14 protein-coding genes and 1 pseudogene are annotated in these 17,921 nt (G+C 72.9%); 8 read left to right on the plus strand and 7 right to left on the minus strand.

All coding sequences use genetic code 11. The features are described from left to right. Nucleotides 1–73: 73 nt before the first annotated feature. Nucleotides 74–1,669, minus strand: a complete 1,596-nt coding sequence (locus tag G5V58_RS05110; RefSeq protein ID WP_165229338.1) for an MFS transporter — start codon at nt 1,667–1,669, stop codon at nt 74–76. A 39-nt stretch (nt 1,670–1,708) separates the two neighbouring features. Then, nucleotides 1,709–2,326 carry a TetR/AcrR family transcriptional regulator gene (locus G5V58_RS05115; protein WP_165229341.1) on the minus strand — a complete coding sequence of 206 codons (618 nt, stop codon included), beginning with the start codon at nt 2,324–2,326 and terminating at the stop codon, nt 1,709–1,711. 609 nt (nt 2,327–2,935) lie between these two features. Here G5V58_RS05115 and ligA point away from each other — a divergent pair. The 4 genes and pseudogenes from ligA (at nt 2,936) to G5V58_RS05135 (ending at nt 7,182) form a co-directional block, all read left to right on the plus strand. Continuing rightward, nucleotides 2,936–5,078 (plus strand): annotated as a pseudogene (gene ligA, locus G5V58_RS05120) (NAD-dependent DNA ligase LigA). Beyond that, the gene (locus tag G5V58_RS05125; RefSeq protein ID WP_165229344.1) at nt 5,075–5,398 is read left to right on the plus strand and encodes a hypothetical protein; all 324 of its coding nucleotides are present in this window, start codon (nt 5,075–5,077) and stop codon (nt 5,396–5,398) included. The pseudogene ligA and the gene G5V58_RS05125 overlap by 4 nt, the downstream one beginning before the upstream one ends. A gap of 29 nt (nt 5,399–5,427) precedes the next feature. Beyond that, on the plus strand, nt 5,428–6,933 hold the full coding sequence (locus G5V58_RS05130; protein ID WP_165229347.1) for a CoA-acylating methylmalonate-semialdehyde dehydrogenase: 1,506 nt from the start codon (nt 5,428–5,430) through the stop codon (nt 6,931–6,933). Between the two features lie 12 nt (nt 6,934–6,945). Beyond that, the gene (locus G5V58_RS05135; RefSeq protein ID WP_165229350.1) at nt 6,946–7,182 is read left to right on the plus strand and encodes a DUF1272 domain-containing protein; all 237 of its coding nucleotides are present in this window, start codon (nt 6,946–6,948) and stop codon (nt 7,180–7,182) included. 12 nt (nt 7,183–7,194) lie between these two features. Here the strand turns inward: G5V58_RS05135 and G5V58_RS05140 are convergent, their stop codons facing one another. The 3 genes from G5V58_RS05140 to G5V58_RS05150 form a co-directional block, all read right to left on the minus strand. Further along, complete coding sequence (locus G5V58_RS05140) at nt 7,195–10,800, minus strand: cadherin-like domain-containing protein (protein ID WP_165229353.1); 3,606 nt, start codon at nt 10,798–10,800, stop codon at nt 7,195–7,197. Between the two features lie 116 nt (nt 10,801–10,916). Next, the gene (locus G5V58_RS05145; protein WP_165229356.1) at nt 10,917–12,131 is read right to left on the minus strand and encodes an RNA polymerase sigma factor; all 1,215 of its coding nucleotides are present in this window, start codon (nt 12,129–12,131) and stop codon (nt 10,917–10,919) included. Between the two features lie 4 nt (nt 12,132–12,135). Further along, on the minus strand, nt 12,136–12,504 hold the full coding sequence (locus tag G5V58_RS05150) for a YciI family protein (RefSeq protein ID WP_165229358.1): 369 nt from the start codon (nt 12,502–12,504) through the stop codon (nt 12,136–12,138). 187 nt (nt 12,505–12,691) lie between these two features. On the opposite strand from G5V58_RS05150, the gene G5V58_RS05155 reads away from it, so the two are divergent. Further along, nucleotides 12,692–12,967, plus strand: coding sequence for an HU family DNA-binding protein (locus tag G5V58_RS05155; protein WP_165229360.1), 276 nt, complete (start codon nt 12,692–12,694; stop codon nt 12,965–12,967). 84 nt (nt 12,968–13,051) lie between these two features. Here G5V58_RS05155 and G5V58_RS05160 read toward each other — a convergent pair whose 3' ends face one another. Both G5V58_RS05160 and wrbA read right to left on the minus strand, forming a co-directional pair. Continuing rightward, complete coding sequence (locus tag G5V58_RS05160; RefSeq protein WP_230487102.1) at nt 13,052–13,717, minus strand: biliverdin-producing heme oxygenase; 666 nt, start codon at nt 13,715–13,717, stop codon at nt 13,052–13,054. 61 nt (nt 13,718–13,778) lie between these two features. Further along, on the minus strand, nt 13,779–14,378 hold the full coding sequence (gene wrbA, locus G5V58_RS05165; RefSeq protein ID WP_165229362.1) for an NAD(P)H:quinone oxidoreductase: 600 nt from the start codon (nt 14,376–14,378) through the stop codon (nt 13,779–13,781). A gap of 111 nt (nt 14,379–14,489) precedes the next feature. On the opposite strand from wrbA, the gene gatC reads away from it, so the two are divergent. From gatC to gatB, 3 genes are read left to right on the plus strand one after another with little or no spacing between them, the layout of a single operon-like run. After that, entirely contained in the window at nt 14,490–14,792 is a 303-nt protein-coding gene (gene gatC / locus G5V58_RS05170) for an Asp-tRNA(Asn)/Glu-tRNA(Gln) amidotransferase subunit GatC (protein WP_165229364.1), read from the plus strand. Then, a complete protein-coding gene (gene gatA, locus G5V58_RS05175) occupies nt 14,789–16,312 on the plus strand; it encodes an Asp-tRNA(Asn)/Glu-tRNA(Gln) amidotransferase subunit GatA (protein WP_165229366.1) in 1,524 nt (507 codons plus the stop codon). Before gatC ends, gatA begins: the two co-directional genes overlap by 4 nt. Further along, a complete protein-coding gene (gene gatB, locus G5V58_RS05180; RefSeq protein ID WP_165229368.1) occupies nt 16,309–17,811 on the plus strand; it encodes an Asp-tRNA(Asn)/Glu-tRNA(Gln) amidotransferase subunit GatB in 1,503 nt (500 codons plus the stop codon). The genes gatA and gatB overlap by 4 nt, the downstream gene beginning before the upstream one ends. The last annotated feature ends 110 nt before the right edge of the window (nt 17,812–17,921 follow it).

The raw sequence follows: 17,921 nt of genomic DNA on the forward strand, positions 1-17,921 counted from the left end.
CCGACGCAGACCGCGGCCCCCGCTCCGAGGAGCGGGGGCCGCGGTGCGTCGTACGGCGAAGTCGTGCCGGGGTTCAGACCCCGACGTGCGCGCCCTCGGGGCCGTCGGTCGCGAGCTCCTCGTGCTTGACGTTGAGGAACGTCCACACGACCACCGAGGCCAGCAGCATCATCAGCGAGCCGACCAGGAAGGCGTTGGTCGCGCCCTCGGTGAAGATCTGCGCGCCGAGCACCTGCTGGAGCGCCGACTGCTGGGCCTCGGACGGGGCCGCGCCGCCGGCCTGGGCCGCCGCCTTGGACAGCTCGGCGGTGCGGTCGGAGACGATCTGCGTGGCCGCGCTGCCCAGGATGGCCAGGCCGAGCGCACCGCCCACCTGCTGCATGGTGTTGAGCACGCCCGAGCCGATCCCGGAGTCGTCGGCCCGCAGGTGGTGCACCGCGGTGAGCGTGAGCGGGACGAAGGTCGCGCCCATGCCCAGCGACATCAGCAGGATGAAGGGCAGCAGGTCGGTGACGTAGCTCCCGGTCACGTCCGAGACCGGGAAGTCGGTGTCGTAGGGCAGGCGGGAGAACCCGAACAGCCCCGCCGCCGCCATCAGCGTGCCGACGCCGGCGATGTAGCGGGCGTCGAACCGGTTGACCAGGTTGGAGCTGAGGCCCGCGGCCACCACGATGCCGGCGCAGAACGGCAGGAACGCGACGCCGGCCTTGATCGGGCTGTAGCCCATGACGTTCTGGATGTACTGGCTCAGGAAGTAGAACATCGCGAACATCGCGGCCGGCGCGAGGAACATCGCGGCGTACGACGCCCCGCGCGTCCGGTTGAGGAACACCCGGAACGGCAGCAGCGGGTCGGCCGTGCGGCGCTCGACCAGGACGAAGGCCACCAGCACCACGGCGCCCGCGATCAGGCTGGCCAGGGTCCAGGTGTCGGTCCAGCCGTCCGAGCCGGCGCGGCTGAAGCCGTAGACCAGGCCGAGCAGGCCCAGGGTGCCGAGGACCGCGCCGGGCAGGTCGAGCGCGTGGTCCTGGGTCTCGGACTCGCGCAGGAAGCGCGGGGCCAGGGCGGCGGCGGCCAGGCCGATCGGGAGGTTGATCAGCAGGGTGAGGCGCCAGCCCTCGATGTCGAGGCCGAAGACGCCGTCCAGGCCGGTGAGCCACCCGCCGAGCAGCAGGCCGACGGCCGCGCCGGCACCGGACATCGCGGCGTACACGGCGAAGGCGCGGTTGCGGGCCGGACCGGCCGGGAACGTCGTGGTGATCAGCGCCAGGGCGGCGGGCGAGGCGAGCGCGGCGCCGAGGCCCTGCAGACCACGGGCGGCGAGCAGCATGCCCTCGCTGTTGGCCAGACCGCCGAGCCCGGAGGCCACGGCGAAGATGGCCAGGCCGGCCATGAAGATGCGCCGGCGGCCGTAGAGGTCACCGAGGCGGCCGCCCAGCAGCAGCAGGCTGCCGAAGGCGAGCGCGTAGCCGGTGACCACCCAGGTCAGGTTGGCGCTGGAGATGTCGAGGTCGCTCTGGATGTAGGGCAGGGCGATGTTCACGATCGTGCCGTCCAGCACGACCATCAGCTGCGCGACGGAGATCAGCACCAGGGCCCAGCCCAGGTGCAGCTCCTTCCCGCTGTTCGCCTCGACCTCGTCGCGGTCGGGCACGGTGGTGTCGGTCATCGTGTTCCTTCTGCCTCGTGGGCGGGTTGGGAGGGTGGGCTACCGGCCGGCCGCGGTGGCGGCGGGCAGGATGATCTGGTCGACGACCTGCGCGATCGTCTCGGGGGTCGGGGGCTCGCCCATGATGAAGAAGCGGTGCAGGACGATCCCGGCCAGCGCCGGCGCCAGCAGCTCGATGTCGACGTCCTCGCGCACCTCACCGCGCGCCTTGGCCCGGTCGAAGATCGCCGACGAGGCCGCCAGCTTGGGCGCCAGCACCTGGGAGCGGAACGCCTCGGCGAAGTCGGCGTCGCGGCTGATGGCGGTGAGGATAGCGACGAACCCGTCGACCTCCGGCTTGTCGGTGAGACCACCGTGGCCGCAGTACGCCGCCAGCAGGTCGCCGCGCAGCGTCCCGGTGTCGGGCATCTCCAGGCCGGGGCCCTCGTGCCGGTGCCCGTGGTGCAGCGCGTCGATGACCAGCTGGACCTTGCCGTTCCACCGCCGGTAGAGCGTCGCCTTGGACGCCTTGGCCTTGGTGGCCACCGCATCCATGGTCAGCCGGTCGTAGCCGACCTCCGCGAGGACGGCCAGCGCCGCCTCGAGGATCTCCGACTCCCGGTCGCCCTCGACCCGCGGACGGGTGGCGGCGGCAGCGGCCTCGGCCTGGGGGGACATGAGCAGGTCCGCTCCTCGTTCACACGCGTGAAACGAAACGGTTTCGTTTCATCGGGTCTCAGCGTGGCATGGAGGAGGCCTCTGACCCAATCGCTTTTGTGGGGCAGGTCTGGACCAGTCGGGCGGTGTGTCTGGGTGCTGGGTCTCGTGGTGCGGGCTCTCGGGTCCCGCCGCCTGTGGACTGACCCGGCCCCCGCCGGACCGCAGCCCCCTCACCGAACGCAACCGACGCCGTGGTGCACGCGACTGCCCCCAGCGTGGTCGCGCCGCGTATGCGTGCCCCACGCCGCGGGTCTAGCGTTCGGCGAGGGGGCTGCGGTCAGGCGGGGGCCGGGTCAGCCCACAGGCGGCCTGGTCGGCGGCGGCACCGTCTCGTCTCCGCCTTCACGGGTGGGTGGGGGTGTGGTGCGGGTTGCCGCGGCCGGCGCCGCCGAGAACTTGTAACGCGCAGTTATCGGATCTTCCGACCCGTTGCAACGGGTCGACAGTTCCCGTAACTGAGCGTTACAAGTGCCGCACGCAATTGATCACCCCAGCCAGCGAGCAGCCGCACCGGCAGGCAGAGACAGGACCCAGAGCTCGGACGACCTGTCGGCGGTGACCGGCAGAATGTCGACCGTGACCAGCGAACCCCAGGCAGCGACGCCGCAGGCCCGCGAGGAGCACCAGCGGCTGGCGGAGGAGGTCGACGAGGCTCGCTACCGCTACTACGTGCTCGACGACCCGACGCTGGACGACGCGGACTTCGACAAGCGGATGCGGCGGCTCGAGGCGCTGGAGGCGCAGTTCCCGGAGCTGCAGACGCCGGACTCGCCGACGCAGAAGGTCGGCGGGGCGGTGTCGACCGAGTTCACGGCGGTCGACCACCTGCAGCGGATGGAGTCGCTGGACAACGCGTTCACCTACGACGAGCTCGAGGCGTGGTACGCGCGGCTGGCCCGGGAGGGGGGCGGAGGACGCGGCGCTGCTGTGCGAGCTCAAGGTCGACGGGCTGGCCATCAACCTGCTCTACGAGGACGGGCGGCTGGTGCGGGCGCTCACCCGGGGCGACGGGCGCACGGGTGAGGACGTCACGCCCAACGTGAAGACGATCGAGTCGGTGCCGAGCCGGCTCACCGGGACCGAGGAGTTCCCGGTGCCGGGGCTGGTCGAGGTGCGCGGCGAGGTGTTCTTGCCCGTGAAGGCGTTCGAGCGGCTCAACGAGTCGTTGCTGGAGGCCGGCAAGGCGCCGTTCGCCAACCCGCGCAACTCGGCCGCGGGGTCGCTGCGGCAGAAGGACCCGCGGGTCACCGCGTCGCGGGCGCTCGGGATGGTGTGCCACGGGATCGGGGCGCGCGAGGGGTTCAGCCCCGACGCTCAGTCGCACGCCTACGAGGCGCTGGCGGCCTGGGGGCTGCCGGTCTCCGACCAGGTCAAGGTGGTGGCCGGTCTCGAGGACGTCGAGGCCTACGTCGAGCACGCCGGCGAGCACCGCCACACGATCGTGCCCTACGAGATCGACGGCGTGGTGGTCAAGGTCGACGACGTGGCGCTGCAGCGGCGGCTGGGCTCGACGAGCCGGGCGCCGCGGTGGGCGATCGCCTTCAAGTACCCGCCCGAGGAGGTCAACGCCAAGCTGCTGGCCATCGACGTCCAGGTGGGGCGGACCGGCCGGGTCTCGCCGTTCGGGCTCATGGAGCCGACCAAGGTCGCGGGCTCGACGGTGGAGAAGGCCACGCTGCACAACGCGCACGAGGTCAAGCGCAAGGACGTGCGCCCGGGCGACACGGTGATCCTGCGCAAGGCCGGCGACGTGATCCCCGAGATCCTCGGGCCGGTGCTGCCGCTGCGCCCCGAGGGGCTGCCCGAGTGGGTGATGCCGACCGAGTGCCCGGCCTGCGGGAGCACGCTCTACCAGCAGAAGGAGGGCGACCGCGACCTGCGCTGCCCCAACCACCAGTACTGCCCCGCCCAGGTGCGCGAGCGCGTGTTCCACGTGGCCGGGCGCGGGGCGTTCGACGTCGAGGGCCTGGGCTACGAGGCGGCCAGCGCGCTGCTCGAGGCGGGCGCGATCGGCAACGAGGGCGACATCTTCGACCTCGACGAGGCCGCACTCCGCACGGCGCCGCTCTTCACCCGCGCGCCCAAGAAGGGCGAGGACGGGCCGCAGCTCACGGCCAACGGCCAGCGCCTGCTCGACAACCTGCGCAGCCGGCTCGACGTACCCCTCTGGCGGGTCCTGGTCGCGCTCTCGATCCGCCACGTCGGGCCGACGGCAGCGCGGGCGCTGGCCCAGGAGTTCCGGTCCATGGAGCGGATCCGCGCGGCGTCGGAGGAGGAGCTGGCCGCGGCCCAGGGCGTCGGGCCGATCATCGCCGAGGCCGTGATCGAGTGGTTCGGCGTCGACTGGCACGTCGAGATCGTCGACAAGTGGGTCGCCGCCGGGGTCTCGATGGAGGACGTGCCCGACGCATCCGTCGCGCGCACCCTGGAGGGGCTGACGGTCGTCGTCACCGGCTCGCTGGTCGACTTCTCGCGCGACTCGGCCAAGGAGTCGATCCTGGCCCGCGGTGGCAAGGCCTCCGGCTCGGTGTCGAAGAAGACCGACTTCGTCGTGGTCGGCGAGAACGCCGGCTCCAAGGCCGACAAGGCCGAGCAGCTCGGCGTCACCGTGCTCGACGAGGACGGCTTCAAGCGACTCCTCGAGGAGGGTCCGGACGCGGTGGCCGCCGCCGCACCGGACGACGCCGCCGACGAGGGCGCCGACACGTGAGCGAGCCGCCACCCACCCACGAGGAGCAGGGCCCGTCGATCGCCGGCGAGGTGGCCCGGGGCCTCGGCTCGGTCGCCGAGGACTGGGGTCGCGACACGCTCGTCGGGGCGGCGGTGCTCGTCTCGGTCATCTCCTGCCTGTCCGGCTTCGCCGACGGCGGGGTGGGGTGGATCCTGCTCGGCTTCGCGGTCGGGCTGCCCGGGCTGGTGCTGCCGTTCGTGTCCCAGGCGCGCTGGTCACGGCCGACCACGTGGCTGGTCGCGCTGGCCTGCCTGGTCGCCTCCCTGGCCGTGGTGATCGCCGCGGCCGCCCGGGCCTGACCGGCCCGAGCGACGGCTAGGTTCGGGGCGTGAGCACCCCGCAGACCGTCCAGCACTGGGTCGCCGGCGCCCGCACGGCGCTCGGCTCGACGCGCACCTCGCCGGTCTTCGACCCGGCCACCGGCCGGACCGCGCGCCAGGTCCTGCTGGCCGAGGCCGCCGACGTCGAGGCGGTGGTGGCCGCGGCCCACGACGCGTTCGCCGGGTGGTCGCAGACGTCGGTCACGGCGCGCAGCAAGATCCTGTTCGCGTTCCGCGAGCTGGTGGCCCGCGACGCGCAGCGGCTGGCCGAGGCCATCACCGACGAGCACGGCAAGGTCCTCTCCGACGCCCTCGGGGAGGTGCAGCGCGGGCTGGAGGTGGTCGAGTTCGCGTGCGGAGTGCCGCACCTGCTCAAGGGCTCCTACTCCGACCAGGTCTCGCAGGGCGTGGACTCCTACTCCTTCCGCGAGCCGCTCGGCGTCTGCGTCGGCATCACGCCGTTCAACTTCCCGGCCATGGTGCCGATGTGGATGTTCCCCGTGGCCATCGCGTGCGGCAACACCTTCGTGCTCAAGCCGAGCGAGCGTGATCCGTCCGCGTCGCTGCTGCTGGCCGAGCTCTGGCAGGAGGCCGGGCTGCCCGACGGCGTCTTCAACGTCGTCCACGGCGACCGGGTCGCGGTCGACGCGCTGCTGGACTCGCCGTGGGTGGCGGCGGTCTCCTTCGTCGGGAGCACGCCGATCGCCCGCTCGATCCACGAGCGCGCCAGCGCCGCGGGCAAGCGGGTCCAGGCCCTGGGCGGGGCCAAGAACCACGCGGTCGTGCTGCCCGACGCCGACGTGGACTTCGCCGCCGACCACCTGGCCGCCGCGGCCTTCGGGTCGGCGGGGGAGCGGTGCATGGCGGTGTCCGCGGCGGTCGCGGTCGGCGCCGGGGCGGACCGGGTCGTCGAGGCCGTGGCCCAGCGCGCCCGCGCCGTGCGCGTGGGCCCGGGCCGCGACGAGGCCAGCGAGATGGGCCCGGTCGTCACCGCGGCCGCACGCGAGCGGATCGTCGGGCTGGTCGACAGCGGTGAGCGCGCCGGCGCCCGGGTGGCCGTGGACGGGCGCGGGCTCGTCGTCCCGGGTCACGAGGACGGGTTCTTCGTCGGCCCGACCGTGCTCGACGCGGTGACCACCGACATGGAGGTCTACCGCGAGGAGGTGTTCGGGCCGGTGCTGTCGGTGGTGCGGGCCGACGACGTGGACGAGGCCATCGCCGTGGTCAACGCCAACCCCTACGGCAACGGCACCGCGGTCTTCACCTCCTCGGGCGCGGCCGCGCGGCGCTTCCAGCGCGGCGTGCACGTCGGGATGATCGGCATCAACGTCCCGGTCCCGGTGCCGATGGCGTTCTACTCCTTCGGCGGCTGGAAGGACTCGCTGTTCGGCGACACCCACGTCCACGGGCCGGAGGGCGTGGCCTTCTACAGCCGGGCCAAGGTGGTCACCAGCCGGTGGCCCGAGACCCGGCAGGCCTCGGGCGCGAGCCTGCAGTTCCCGACCTCGAGCTGAGAGGATCTCGGTGTGCTGGAGCTGCGTCCCAACTGCGAGTGCTGCAACCGCGACCTGCCGCCGGACTCGCCCGACGCGATGATCTGCAGCTACGAGTGCACCTGGTGCCGTGACTGCGCCGAGCAGGTGCTGCGCGGCGTGTGCCCCAACTGCGGCGGTGGCTTCACCGCTCGTCCGGTCCGGCCAGCAGCCGCCCTGGCGCAGGACCCGGCCTCGACGAGGCGGGTCCTGCGCGCGAGCTGTCCCTAGACTGCGCGGCTGCTACAGCACGATCGTGATGGTCGCGACGTCGCTGCAGGACTCGTCGTCGCAGGCGCGGTACTTGATCTTGAGCGTGCCCTCGCGCGGCATCGTCCTCGGGATGGTGACGAACAGCGCGCCCCGCTCCCCGAGCTCGACGTCGACGCCCTGGGGGGCCCGGATCAGCTTGGGCTCCAGGTCGTCCCTGTCGGCGTCCTTGTCGTTGCCGAGCGGACCCGGCGCGAGCACCGACACCGTGCGGTCACCTTGCGGCATCCGCACCCGGTCGTTGACCGCCACCGGCGCGTCGTTCACGCACCGCACGCGCACCGTCGCCGTGGCGGTCGAGGACCGGCCCGAGGCGTCGGTGACGGTGTAGTCGAAGGAGTCGACGCCACACCAGTTCGCCTTGGGCTCGTAGCGCACCGCGCCGCCCTGGACCGTCGCGGTGCCCCGGACCGGGTCGTCGGCCACTGCGACCGTCAACGCGCCGCCACCCGGGTTGGTGTCGTTGCCCGTCACGTTCACCACCGCCGCGTGGTCCTCGAGCACCGACGTCCGGTCGTCCACCGCGACCGGCGGTCCCGGCGCGGCGGCCGGCTTGCTGGTGACGAAGTACTCCCAGTCGCTGGTCGTGGCGTTGCCGAAGAAGTCGGTGGCCACCACCTTCCAGCGGTAGAGCTGGCCGGGGAGCAGCGGGGCCCCACCGACCGCGACGTCGTGGGTCGGGGTGTTGTGCGCCTTCGAGTCCTTGGGCGTGTCGAAGCCGATCGAGCCGGAGCGCACGTCCTGCGCGCCGACGGCCTCGAGCCGCCAGTCGTAGGTCTCGACCGTGCCGGTCTCCTGGCTCCACCGCAGCCGGGTCGCCTGGGGGTCGGTCGTCGCGCTCGCGACCGGTCCGGCGGCGACGACCGGCGCGAGCGGGGCCAGGCCGCCGGAGCCCTGGTAGCCGTCGACGGCGTAGTCGAGGACCCACGCGGTGATCGGCGCGCCGGTGCTGTCGCCGACCGTCTTCTGGCACAGGAACGAGCGCCAGGAGTAGGTCTCGGTGTCGAAGGCCGGGTTGTCCGAGGGGATGTGGCCGACGTACGACGCGAACTCGGCGCCGTCGGAGATCGTGGAGCTCCAGCCCTGACCCCAGGTGTAGCCGCCGCTCACACCGGCGGCGATGTAGCCCGCGCGCCCGCTGATGCTGACGTCCAGCGACGTGCTCTGCACGCGGCTGTTGGTCGTGGCGTTCTCGATGGCGAACGTCGCGCCCTCGGCGTTGCCCGTGCCGGTCTGCACGTCGTGCTGGGCGCTGACCAGGATGTCAGGCTTGGGCGGCACAGGGGTAGGTGCGAGGTAGGGGTTCCCGGGCACCAGCGGGTCCAGCGACTTGAGCTGGCGGTCGCCGTTGTCGGCGAGCGAGCCGTCGCAGTAGTCGCTGACGGCGGAGCCGTCGGTGCCGTAGGGCCGGTAGCTGCCCGGGTTGCCGACCTCGTGGTCGAAGACCTGGTCCAGCACCGGCTTGAGCTGGCCGGTCGGTCCGAACAGGTCCGGGTAGCTCCGGGCCAGGCTGGAGACGCTGGCCGCCGAGGTGACGACACCATCGGTCGGGAAGTCGATCGAGGTCTGGGAGCCTGCCCCCACGCCGGTGCTGGAGTGGACCACCTCGCCTCGCCACTGCACGGTGGGCACCGTCCGGTAGACCACCACGTCCTGGTCCTCCAGGCCGCGGAACGCCTGGGCGGTGGTGACGGTCCGCTCGAGCGTCTTGTCGTCGCTGACCTCGCTCTCGAGGTTGGCCTCGATGGACAGGCCGTTCGCGCCGAGCGGGTCCTCCCACTCCATGCCGACGTGCACACCGATCCGGCTCGAGGTGGACGTCGTGCTCCCGTTGGAGGAGCCGGTCGTCGAGGCGAACTCCGGGGCGTCGCCCTGCTGGCCGGCCCCGGAGACCTCCGGCGGCGCGGCCAGGAAGGCGATCGGGATCGGCTTGGAGCGGGTGAGCACCGGCTGGGTGGCGGTGATGCGGACCTGGACCTCGTTGACCTCCAGGGGGAGCGGCGCCACCAGCAGCGGCGCGTCGGTGCCCACCGTCTGGTAGCCGGCGAGCCGGGTCCACTGGAACTGACCGGCCGCACCCGTGGTCGCGGGCTTCTTCTGGTCCAGCCACTCGTCGCTGGTCACGTACTGGCGGCTGAAGGTCGGGTCCGGGGCGCTGCTGTCGACGTCGGCGGCGAGCGTGGTCTGGAGCGTGGCGTTGCCGGCGCCGTCCCCGGGGGCCGTGGCGCCGATGCTGCAGCTCTGGCCGGCGGCCGCCATCAGGGTCGCGCACGGGAGCACGACGCGGGGGTTCAGCTGGCCGAGGCGGTCCTGGTTGTCGACGGCGTTGTCGTGCTGCCCGAGCCAGGTCGGGGTCGGGTAGCCCGAGGCGTAGTGGAGCCGCCCCATGTTCTGCACGAGTCGGTCGGCGTCGCCGATGACCCGCACGGACGCGCACCCCAGCATGGAGTCGGCGTGGTAGCTCTCCACGTCGATGGCCAGCGGGGTGTCGTCGCCGCACTTGCTGCCGTCGCCGTCGGCGAGGGAGTCGATGATGTTCTTCGACCCCTTCAGCGAGGCCACCAGGTGGTTGTGGGCCTGGCCACCGCCGGCCGCGGCGTCCCGGCCCGTCATGGCCAGGAAGTACTGGGGGTTGCCGTTGTTGAAGAGGCTGCTCTCGGTGCCGCCGGCGAAGGCGTAGCGCACCTGACCGGTGGGCAGCCAGGAGCGGGTGCCGGACGACGGCATCTGCTGGGCGATGCTGTACGTGGTCGGCGAGACGGTCACCGAGGTGGCGGTGTGGCTGGCGACGGTGAGCATCCGGGCCCTGAGCGTGTCCGGGCTCCCGCCCTCGTCGGTCAGCACGGCGAAGGCGCGCTTGCGCTCGTCGAGAGCGGTGTTCTTGGCCGAGCCCTGGTCGAGCCAGGTGCCCCGGTGGTAGAGGTCCAGCAGCTTGCCGGTGGGTCCACCCGTGACGGTGACCTCCTTCATCTCGCCGTTGTCGGCCACGCTCACCGCGCCCAAGTGGTCGGCGTACCGGAGGAAGACGTAGGACGGCTGCCCGACCGCGGGCTCGGTGACCGTGATCGAGAGCACCCCCGGGGCCACGTCGAGTCCGCTGAAGTTCCCGAAGCCGCGGGACTGCGGACCGTAGATCCGGACGTTGTCCTTCGCGCCCCCGGTGCCCTTGGTGAGGTACGCCGCGGAGAGGTCATCGGGGTCGTCGTCGTCGAAGTGGGTCAGGTAGCCGAGGGCGACCGAGTCGGCGCCGGCCACGGAGCCGCTGGGATCGGGGTAGGGCTGCTCGTCGACCCAGCTCTGCCGCAGCGCGTCGCTGATGTCGGAGGCCTTCTTGGCCGTGAGGCCGTACTCCTGGGCGACGGCGGAGTTGAGCGTCCCGCTCAGCCAGGTCGCGTCCCCACCGCGGGTCACCAGCGCGCTCGGGAAGCCCGGCTGGTCGGAGAGGGTGAAGGTGTCGTCCTTGAAGGGGAACGGGTACGGGTCGACAGCCGCCGCGGGTGTGGAAGGCGCGGCGAGCGCGAGCCCGGCCCCCACGAGGGCCAGAGCGGACAGCAGACGAACAGGTGCCGTGGCGCGCACGGACGCCTCCCCCATGTAGACGTGTCCGAGAGCGGACGCGCCCGTGACCACCGGATCCTCACACGACGATGCCCCTCAGGGCATGGCCCATCCGGGCCCCCGCCGGGGTAGTCCGACTAGGAGCCGTCCTGCAGGGGGCGCCGGTGCAACCGCGTGGTGAGCAGGCGGCGCTCGGCGTCGTTCGAGGTCAGCTCGAGCGCCCGGCGGTTGGCCGCACGGGCCTCGTCGTGACGACCGAGCGCGGTGAGGAGCTCGGCGCGGGCGGCGTGCCAGAGGTGGTACGCCGCGAGCCGGTCGCCGAGCGCCTCCAGCTGGATCAGCGCCGCCTCCGGCTCGCCGAGCTGGGCCCGGGCCACGGCCTGGTTGAGCACGACCACGGGGGAGGGGTCGAGCCGCGCCAGCACGTCGTAGAGCAGCACGATCTGGAGCCAGTCGGTCTCGGTCCACGAGGGCGCGGTGGCGTGCACGGCGGCGATGGCGGCCTGGAGCTGGTAGGGGCCCGGGCGGCGCAGCGCGGCGGCTTGCTCGATGAGCCGCTCGCCGGCGGCGATGGCCGGGTGGTCCCACCGGCTGCGGTCCTGGTGGCGCAGCAGCACCAGGGCGCCGTCGGGGTCGAAGCGCGCGGCCGCCCGGGCGTGCTGGATGGTGAGCAGCGCCGCGAGTCCCCACGCCTCGGCCTGGTGCGGCACCGCGGTGGCGACGACGCCGGCGAGCCAGACCGCGTCGGCGGCCAGGTCGCGGTCCTGGGTGGCGCCGGTGGAGGAGACGAACCCCTCGTTGAACATCACGTAGACCACGGCCAGCACGTCGCGCAGCCGCTCCTCGAGCTGCTCGGGCGGCGGCACGGTCAGCGCGATGCCGGCGTCGGTGATCTTGCGCTTGGCCCGCACGATGCGCTGGGCCAGCGTGCTCTCGTGGACCAGGAAGGCGCGCGCGATCTGCGGCGTGGTGAGACCGACGACCGCGCGCAGGGTGAGCGCGAGGCGGGCCTCCGGGGCGAGCGCGGGGTGGCAGCAGGCGAACAGCAGCGCGAGCCGCTCGTCGGTCCCGCTGCGCTCGGCCGAGGGTGCGGGCGCCCGCTCGGCCAGCGCGCGTTGCCGCGTGCTCCGGCGTACGCCGTCCACCGCGTTGCGCTGGGCGGCCACCTGGAGCCACGCGGCCGGGTTGGCGGGCGGTCCGTCGCGCCGCCACTGGCCGAGCGCCTCGACCACGGCGGCCTGCACGGCCTCCTCGGCCAGGTCGAAGTCGGCGTAGCGGCGGGCCAGCCGGGCCACCAGCGGACCGGCCTCCTCGCGCAGGACCTGCGCGAGGAGGTCGTCCGTCGGGCTCACCGGCTCACTGCTCCATGTGCGAGTAGTCCTCGACCATGGGGCGGATCTCGACCGCCACGCCGGGCAGGTCGAGCAGCGGCCAGGTCCTGGTCACCGCGATCGCGGTGTCGAGGTCGGGGACGTCGATCACGCTGAAGCCGCCCACGACCTCCTTGGCCTCGTTGAACGGGCCGTCCACGACGACGGCCCCGTCGTCGCCGTGCTTGACGGTGGTCGCCGTCTCCACGCCCAGCAGCTCGGCGCCGGAGTCGGCCATCACGCCGGCGTTCTCGCCGAACCACTCGTAGACCCGCTTGTAGAGCGCCTGCGCGGCCTCCGGGTCCGCCCCGGCGGCGAGGTCGGGGCGGGAGGTGTACATCAGGACGTACTTCATGGCTGTGCCTCTCTGTCGCGGCCCCGGGCTGGGGCACGTCTCACCCCTCGTCGCCGCTCACCGCTCGATTTCGACAGCCTGCCAGGAAATTTGTGGCCCCAGGCGGCGCCGACACTGCCCCCGGGTTGCGCAGAAGGGGGGTGGGGGGTGAAAGAGTGGCCCCGACCGTAGATCGAGAGGATCTGGAATGAACAAGGGACAGCTCAAGGACGCCATCGCCGAGGCCGCCGGTCTCAGTGGCGCCGATGCCGAGCGTGCACTGGACGCCGTCATCGACACCATCACCAAGACCGTCGCCTCCGGCGACAAGGTGACCATCCCCGGCTTCGGCACCTTCGAGCGCCGGGAGCGCTCCGCGCGCACCGGGCGCAACCCCCAGACGGGCGCGGAGATCCAGATCGCCGCGAGCAAGGTGCCGGGCTTCAAGGCCGGCGCCGCCTTCAAGTCGGCCGTCGACAACTGATCCGACGCTGAGCCGGCGGCGCACCCCTCCCGGGGTGCGCCGCCGGCCCACGTCGGCGCCGGGTCCGGCGCGCCGTCGAGTCGACTAGCGCGCGTATTCCGGCAGCCGCTCGGCCAGCTCGGCGAACAGCCCGCGGTTGAGCCGGAACGCCGCCTGCACCTCGGCCACGATGCGGGCCTTGTCGTCCTGGGTCGCGCCGAGCGCGTCCAGACGGGCGCGGTAGGCGTCCTTGTAGGGCTTGGGCTTCGGCACGGCCGGGAAGGCGTAGAACGCCGTGCCCGCACCGCCGAGGTCGAAGTCGCGCTCCAGGATCCGACCGATGGCCTGGCCGCCGGACAGGTCGCCCAGGTAGCGCGTGTAGTGGTGGGCCACGTAGAGCCCGCCCCACTCCTCGGCGGCGGCGCGGATGCGCTCGGCGTACGCCGACGCGGCGGGGGAGTCGACGTCGTGCGACGCCCCGGGCGCCCAGTGCTCGAGGTCGGCGTCGAGGGCGTCGAGCCGCTCGAGGTCCTCGTCGTGCACGGCGGCCACCAGCGGATCGCCGCGGTGGGCGCGCCCGGCCGCCTCCAGCGCGGCGTAGACGACCCGCAGCCGCTGGAGGTACGCCGTGTAGCCGGCCTCGTCCACCCGCCCGCCGAGGAGCTCGGCCATGAAGGTCGAGTCCTCGGCTGCGCGGTGCTCGGCCTGCGAGCCCTCGCGCATGGCGGTGGAGAGGGAGACGTCGACGAAGCGCTCGTCGAGTGAGGTCACGCGGCCTCCAGGTCGGCGGGAACAGTCCCGCCGAGCATGTCACGCCGCGGCGGCCTCGCCGCTACGCGGCCAGCCGCTGGGCCACGTCGAGCAGTCGCGTCACCAGGTGGTCGAGGGCGTCGCGGTCGGCGTCCTCGAGCGGGGCGTTGTTCTCGGGACCGGTCACGTGGCCCACGCCGTAGGGGTTGCCGTCCACGAACTTGGAGGGGTCGGTGTAGCCCGGCGGGACGATGAGCCCGCCCCAGTGCGCGAAGTTCGCGTACAGCCCGAGCAGCGTGGACTCCTGGCCGCCGTGCGCGGTCTGCGAGGCGGTGAACGCTGCGTAGACCTTGTCGGCGAGCCTGCCCTGCGACCACAGCGGGCCGAGGGTGTCGATGAAGCCCTGGAGCTGGCTGGCCGCGCTGCCGAACCGGGTCGGGGTGCCGATGAGCACGGCGTCGGCCCAGTCCAGGTCGTCCGGCTCGGCGTCCGGCTCGTCGGTGACGTCGGCGCGGTGCTGGACCCAGGCGTCCTGGGACTGCACAGCCTCCTCGGGCGCGGTCTCCTTGACGTGGCGCAGCCGGACCTCGGCGCCGGCCTTCTCGGCGGTCTCGGCCGCGCGGCGGGCCATGGCGTCCACGGTGCCGGTGGCTGAGTAGTAGACGATCGCGAGCTTGGTCATCGCTTCGTTGGCCTCTTCCTTCTGATTTCGGTTGACGTTTCAACCGGTACCCCGATGCGTGGTCCCTGACCGGTGCGGGCGCCGACTCGCGACCTCCCTAGGATTGAGCCCATGCCCGACGCCCTCTCCCGCGACGAGGTGGCCCACCTGGCCGACCTCGCCCGGATCGACCTGACCGCCGCCGAGCTCGACCACCTCGCGCCGCAGCTGTCGGTGATCCTGGAGTCGGTCGCCTCCATCCAGGGCGTGGCGGGCGCCGACGTCCCCCCGACGTCGCACGCGCTGCCGCTGACCAACGTGTTCCGCGAGGACGTGGTGGCGCCGTGCCTCACCCCGGAGCAGGCCCTCTCGGGCGCCCCCGAGGCCGAGCAGCAGCGCTTCGTCGTCCCGCGGATCCTCGGGGACGAGCAGTGAGCGCCGACCTGCGCCGCACGGCGGCCCAGCTGTCCCGCGACCTGGCCGAGGGCACGACCACCAGCGTCGAGCTCACCCAGGCCTCCCTCGACCGGATCGCCCAGGTCGACGGCAGCGTGCACGCCTTCCTCGCCCTCAACGCCGACCAGGCGCTGGACTCGGCCCGTGCCTCCGACGAGCGCCGGGGCCGCGGCGAGACGACGGGCCCGCTGGACGGCGTACCGATCGCGGTCAAGGACGTGCTCGCCACCGAGGGCCTCGCCACCACCTGCGGCTCGCGGATCCTCGAGGGCTGGGTGCCGCCGTACGACGCCACGGTGGTCACGCGGGTCCGTGGAGCCGGGATGCCGATCCTGGGCAAGACCAACATGGACGAGTTCGCCATGGGGTCCTCGACCGAGCACTCGGCGTACGGCACCACGCACAACCCGTGGGACCTGGACCGGATCCCGGGCGGCTCCGGCGGCGGCTCGGCCGCGGCCGTGGCGTCCTTCGAGGCGCCCCTGGCCCTCGGCACCGACACCGGCGGCTCGATCCGTCAGCCCGGCGCGGTCACGGGCACGGTCGGGGTGAAGCCGACCTACGGCGGGGTGTCGCGCTACGGACTGGTGGCACTGGCCAACTCCCTCGACCAGGTCGGCCCGGTGACCCGGACCGTCGAGGACGCCGCGCTGCTGCACACCGTCATCGCCGGCCACGACCCGAGGGACTCCACCTCGCTGGACCAGCCGGTCCCGGACTTCCTGGCCGCCGCGCGGCAAGGCGCGACCGGTGACCTGTCCGGCGTGCGGATCGGCGTCATCACCGAGCTCGCGGGCGAGGGGTGGCAGGCCGGCGTCATGGCCCGCTTCCAGGAGTCGGTCGACCTGCTGACCAAGGCCGGCGCCGACGTCGTCGAGGTCTCGTGCCCGCACTTCGTGCACGCGCTGGCGACGTACTACCTGATCCTCCCGGCGGAGGCGTCGAGCAACCTGGCCCGCTTCGACGCGATGCGCTACGGCCTGCGGGTGCTGCCCGAGGGCGTCGACGCGCCGAGCGCCGAGCAGGTGATGCGCGCGACCCGCGAGGTCGGCTTCGGCGACGAGGTGAAGCGCCGGATCATCCTCGGCACCTACGCGCTGTCCAGCGGCTACTACGACGCCTACTACGGCCAGGCCCAGAAGCTGCGCACGCTGATCAGCAACGACTTCGCGCAGGCCTTCGAGGTCGCCGACGTGCTGGTCTCGCCGACCGCGCCGACCACGGCGTTCCCGATCGGGGACAAGGTCGACGACCCGCTGGCGATGTACCTCAACGACCTGGCCACCATCCCGGCCAACCTGGCGGGCGTGCCCGGCATCTCGGTGCCGAGCGGCCTGGCCGACGAGGACGGGCTGCCGGCCGGCTTCCAGGTCCTCGCCCCCGCGCTGGCCGACGACCGGTGCTACCGCGTCGGCGCGGCGCTGGAGTCCCTGCTCGTCGAGCAGTGGGGCGGCCCGCTCCTCGACCGCGCCCCCGCCCTGGAAGGAGGCTCGCTGTGACCGCGACCCGTGACGAGCTCGTCGGCTTCGACGACGTGCTGGAGCGCTACGACCCGGCCCTCGGCCTCGAGGTGCACGTCGAGCTCAACACCCACACCAAGATGTTCTGCGGCTGCCCGGCGGCGTTCGGCGCCGAGCCCAACACCCACGTCTGCCCGACCTGCCTCGGCCTGCCCGGCTCGATGCCGGTGGTCAACCGCAAGGCGGTGGAGTCGGCGATCCGCATCGGGCTGGCCCTCAACTGCTCGATCGCCGAGTGGTGTCGCTTCGCGCGGAAGAACTACTTCTACCCGGACATGCCGAAGAACTTCCAGACCTCCCAGTACGACGAGCCGATCGCCTTCGAGGGCTTCATGGACGTCGACGTCGACGGGGAGACCTTCCGCGTCGGCATCGAGCGCGCCCACATGGAGGAGGACACCGGCAAGGCCACCCACGTCGGCGGCACCACCGGTCGCATCCACGGCGCGGACTACTCGCTGGTCGACTACAACCGCGCCGGCATCCCGCTCATCGAGATCGTCACCAAGCCGATCACCGGCGCCGGGGCCAAGGCGCCCGACGTGGCCCGCGCGTACGTCTCCCAGCTGCGCGAGCTCATCGTCGCCCTCGGCGTCTCCGAGGCCCGCATGGACCAGGGCAACCTGCGCGCCGACGTGAACCTCTCGCTCGCCCCGAAGGGCAGCGACCGGCTCGGGACGCGCACCGAGACCAAGAACGTGAACTCCTTCCGCTCCGTGGAGCGCGCGGTGCGCTACGAGATGGGCCGCCAGGCCGGCGTGCTGGACGGCGGCGGCACCGTCCGGCAGGAGACCCGCCACTGGCACGAGGACTCCGGGGTCACCACCAGCGGCCGGGAGAAGTCCGACGCCGAGGACTACCGCTACTTCCCCGAGCCCGACCTGGTCCCGGTCGCGCCCTCGCGGGAGTGGGTCGACGAGCTGCGCGGCACGCTGCCGGAGAACCCGACCGAGCGGCGTACCCGCCTGCAGGCCGAGTGGGGCTTCACCGACCTGGAGATGCGCGACACCGTCGGCGCCGGTGCGCTGGGCCTCGTGGCCGAGACCGTCGCCCTCGGCGCCGCCCCCCAGGCCGCCCGCAAGTGGTGGCTCGGTGAGCTCGCCCGCCGCGCCAACGACTCCGGCGTCGAGATCGCCGAGCTCGGGGTCACCCCGGCCGACGTGGCCCGCGTGCAGGCGCTCGTCGACGACGGCACCCTCAACGACAAGCTGGCCCGCCAGGTCTTCGACGGCCTCTTCGCCGGCGAGGGCACCCCCGACGAGGTCGTCGCCGCCCGCGGGCTCGCCATCGTCTCCGACGAGGGCGCCCTCGCGGCCGCCGTCGACAACGCCATCGCCGCCAACCCCGACGTCGCCGACAAGATCCGCGACGGCAAGGTCGCCGCCGCCGGCGCGCTCATCGGCGCGGTCATGAAGGAGATGAAGGGCCAGGCCGACGCCGGCCGGGTCCGCGAGCTGGTCCTGGAGAAGCTGGCCTGACCCCGCTCGCCGTCCCGCTCACGGGCCGGTCCCGAATCGGCCCGGACCGGGGGAGCGGGTTACGCTCCGCCCGCACCACCGACAACTCCACCCACCACGCCCGCCGCGGG

The organism is Nocardioides anomalus, from assembly GCF_011046535.1.
GTDB classification, from domain to species: Bacteria; Actinomycetota; Actinomycetes; order Propionibacteriales; family Nocardioidaceae; genus Nocardioides; species Nocardioides anomalus.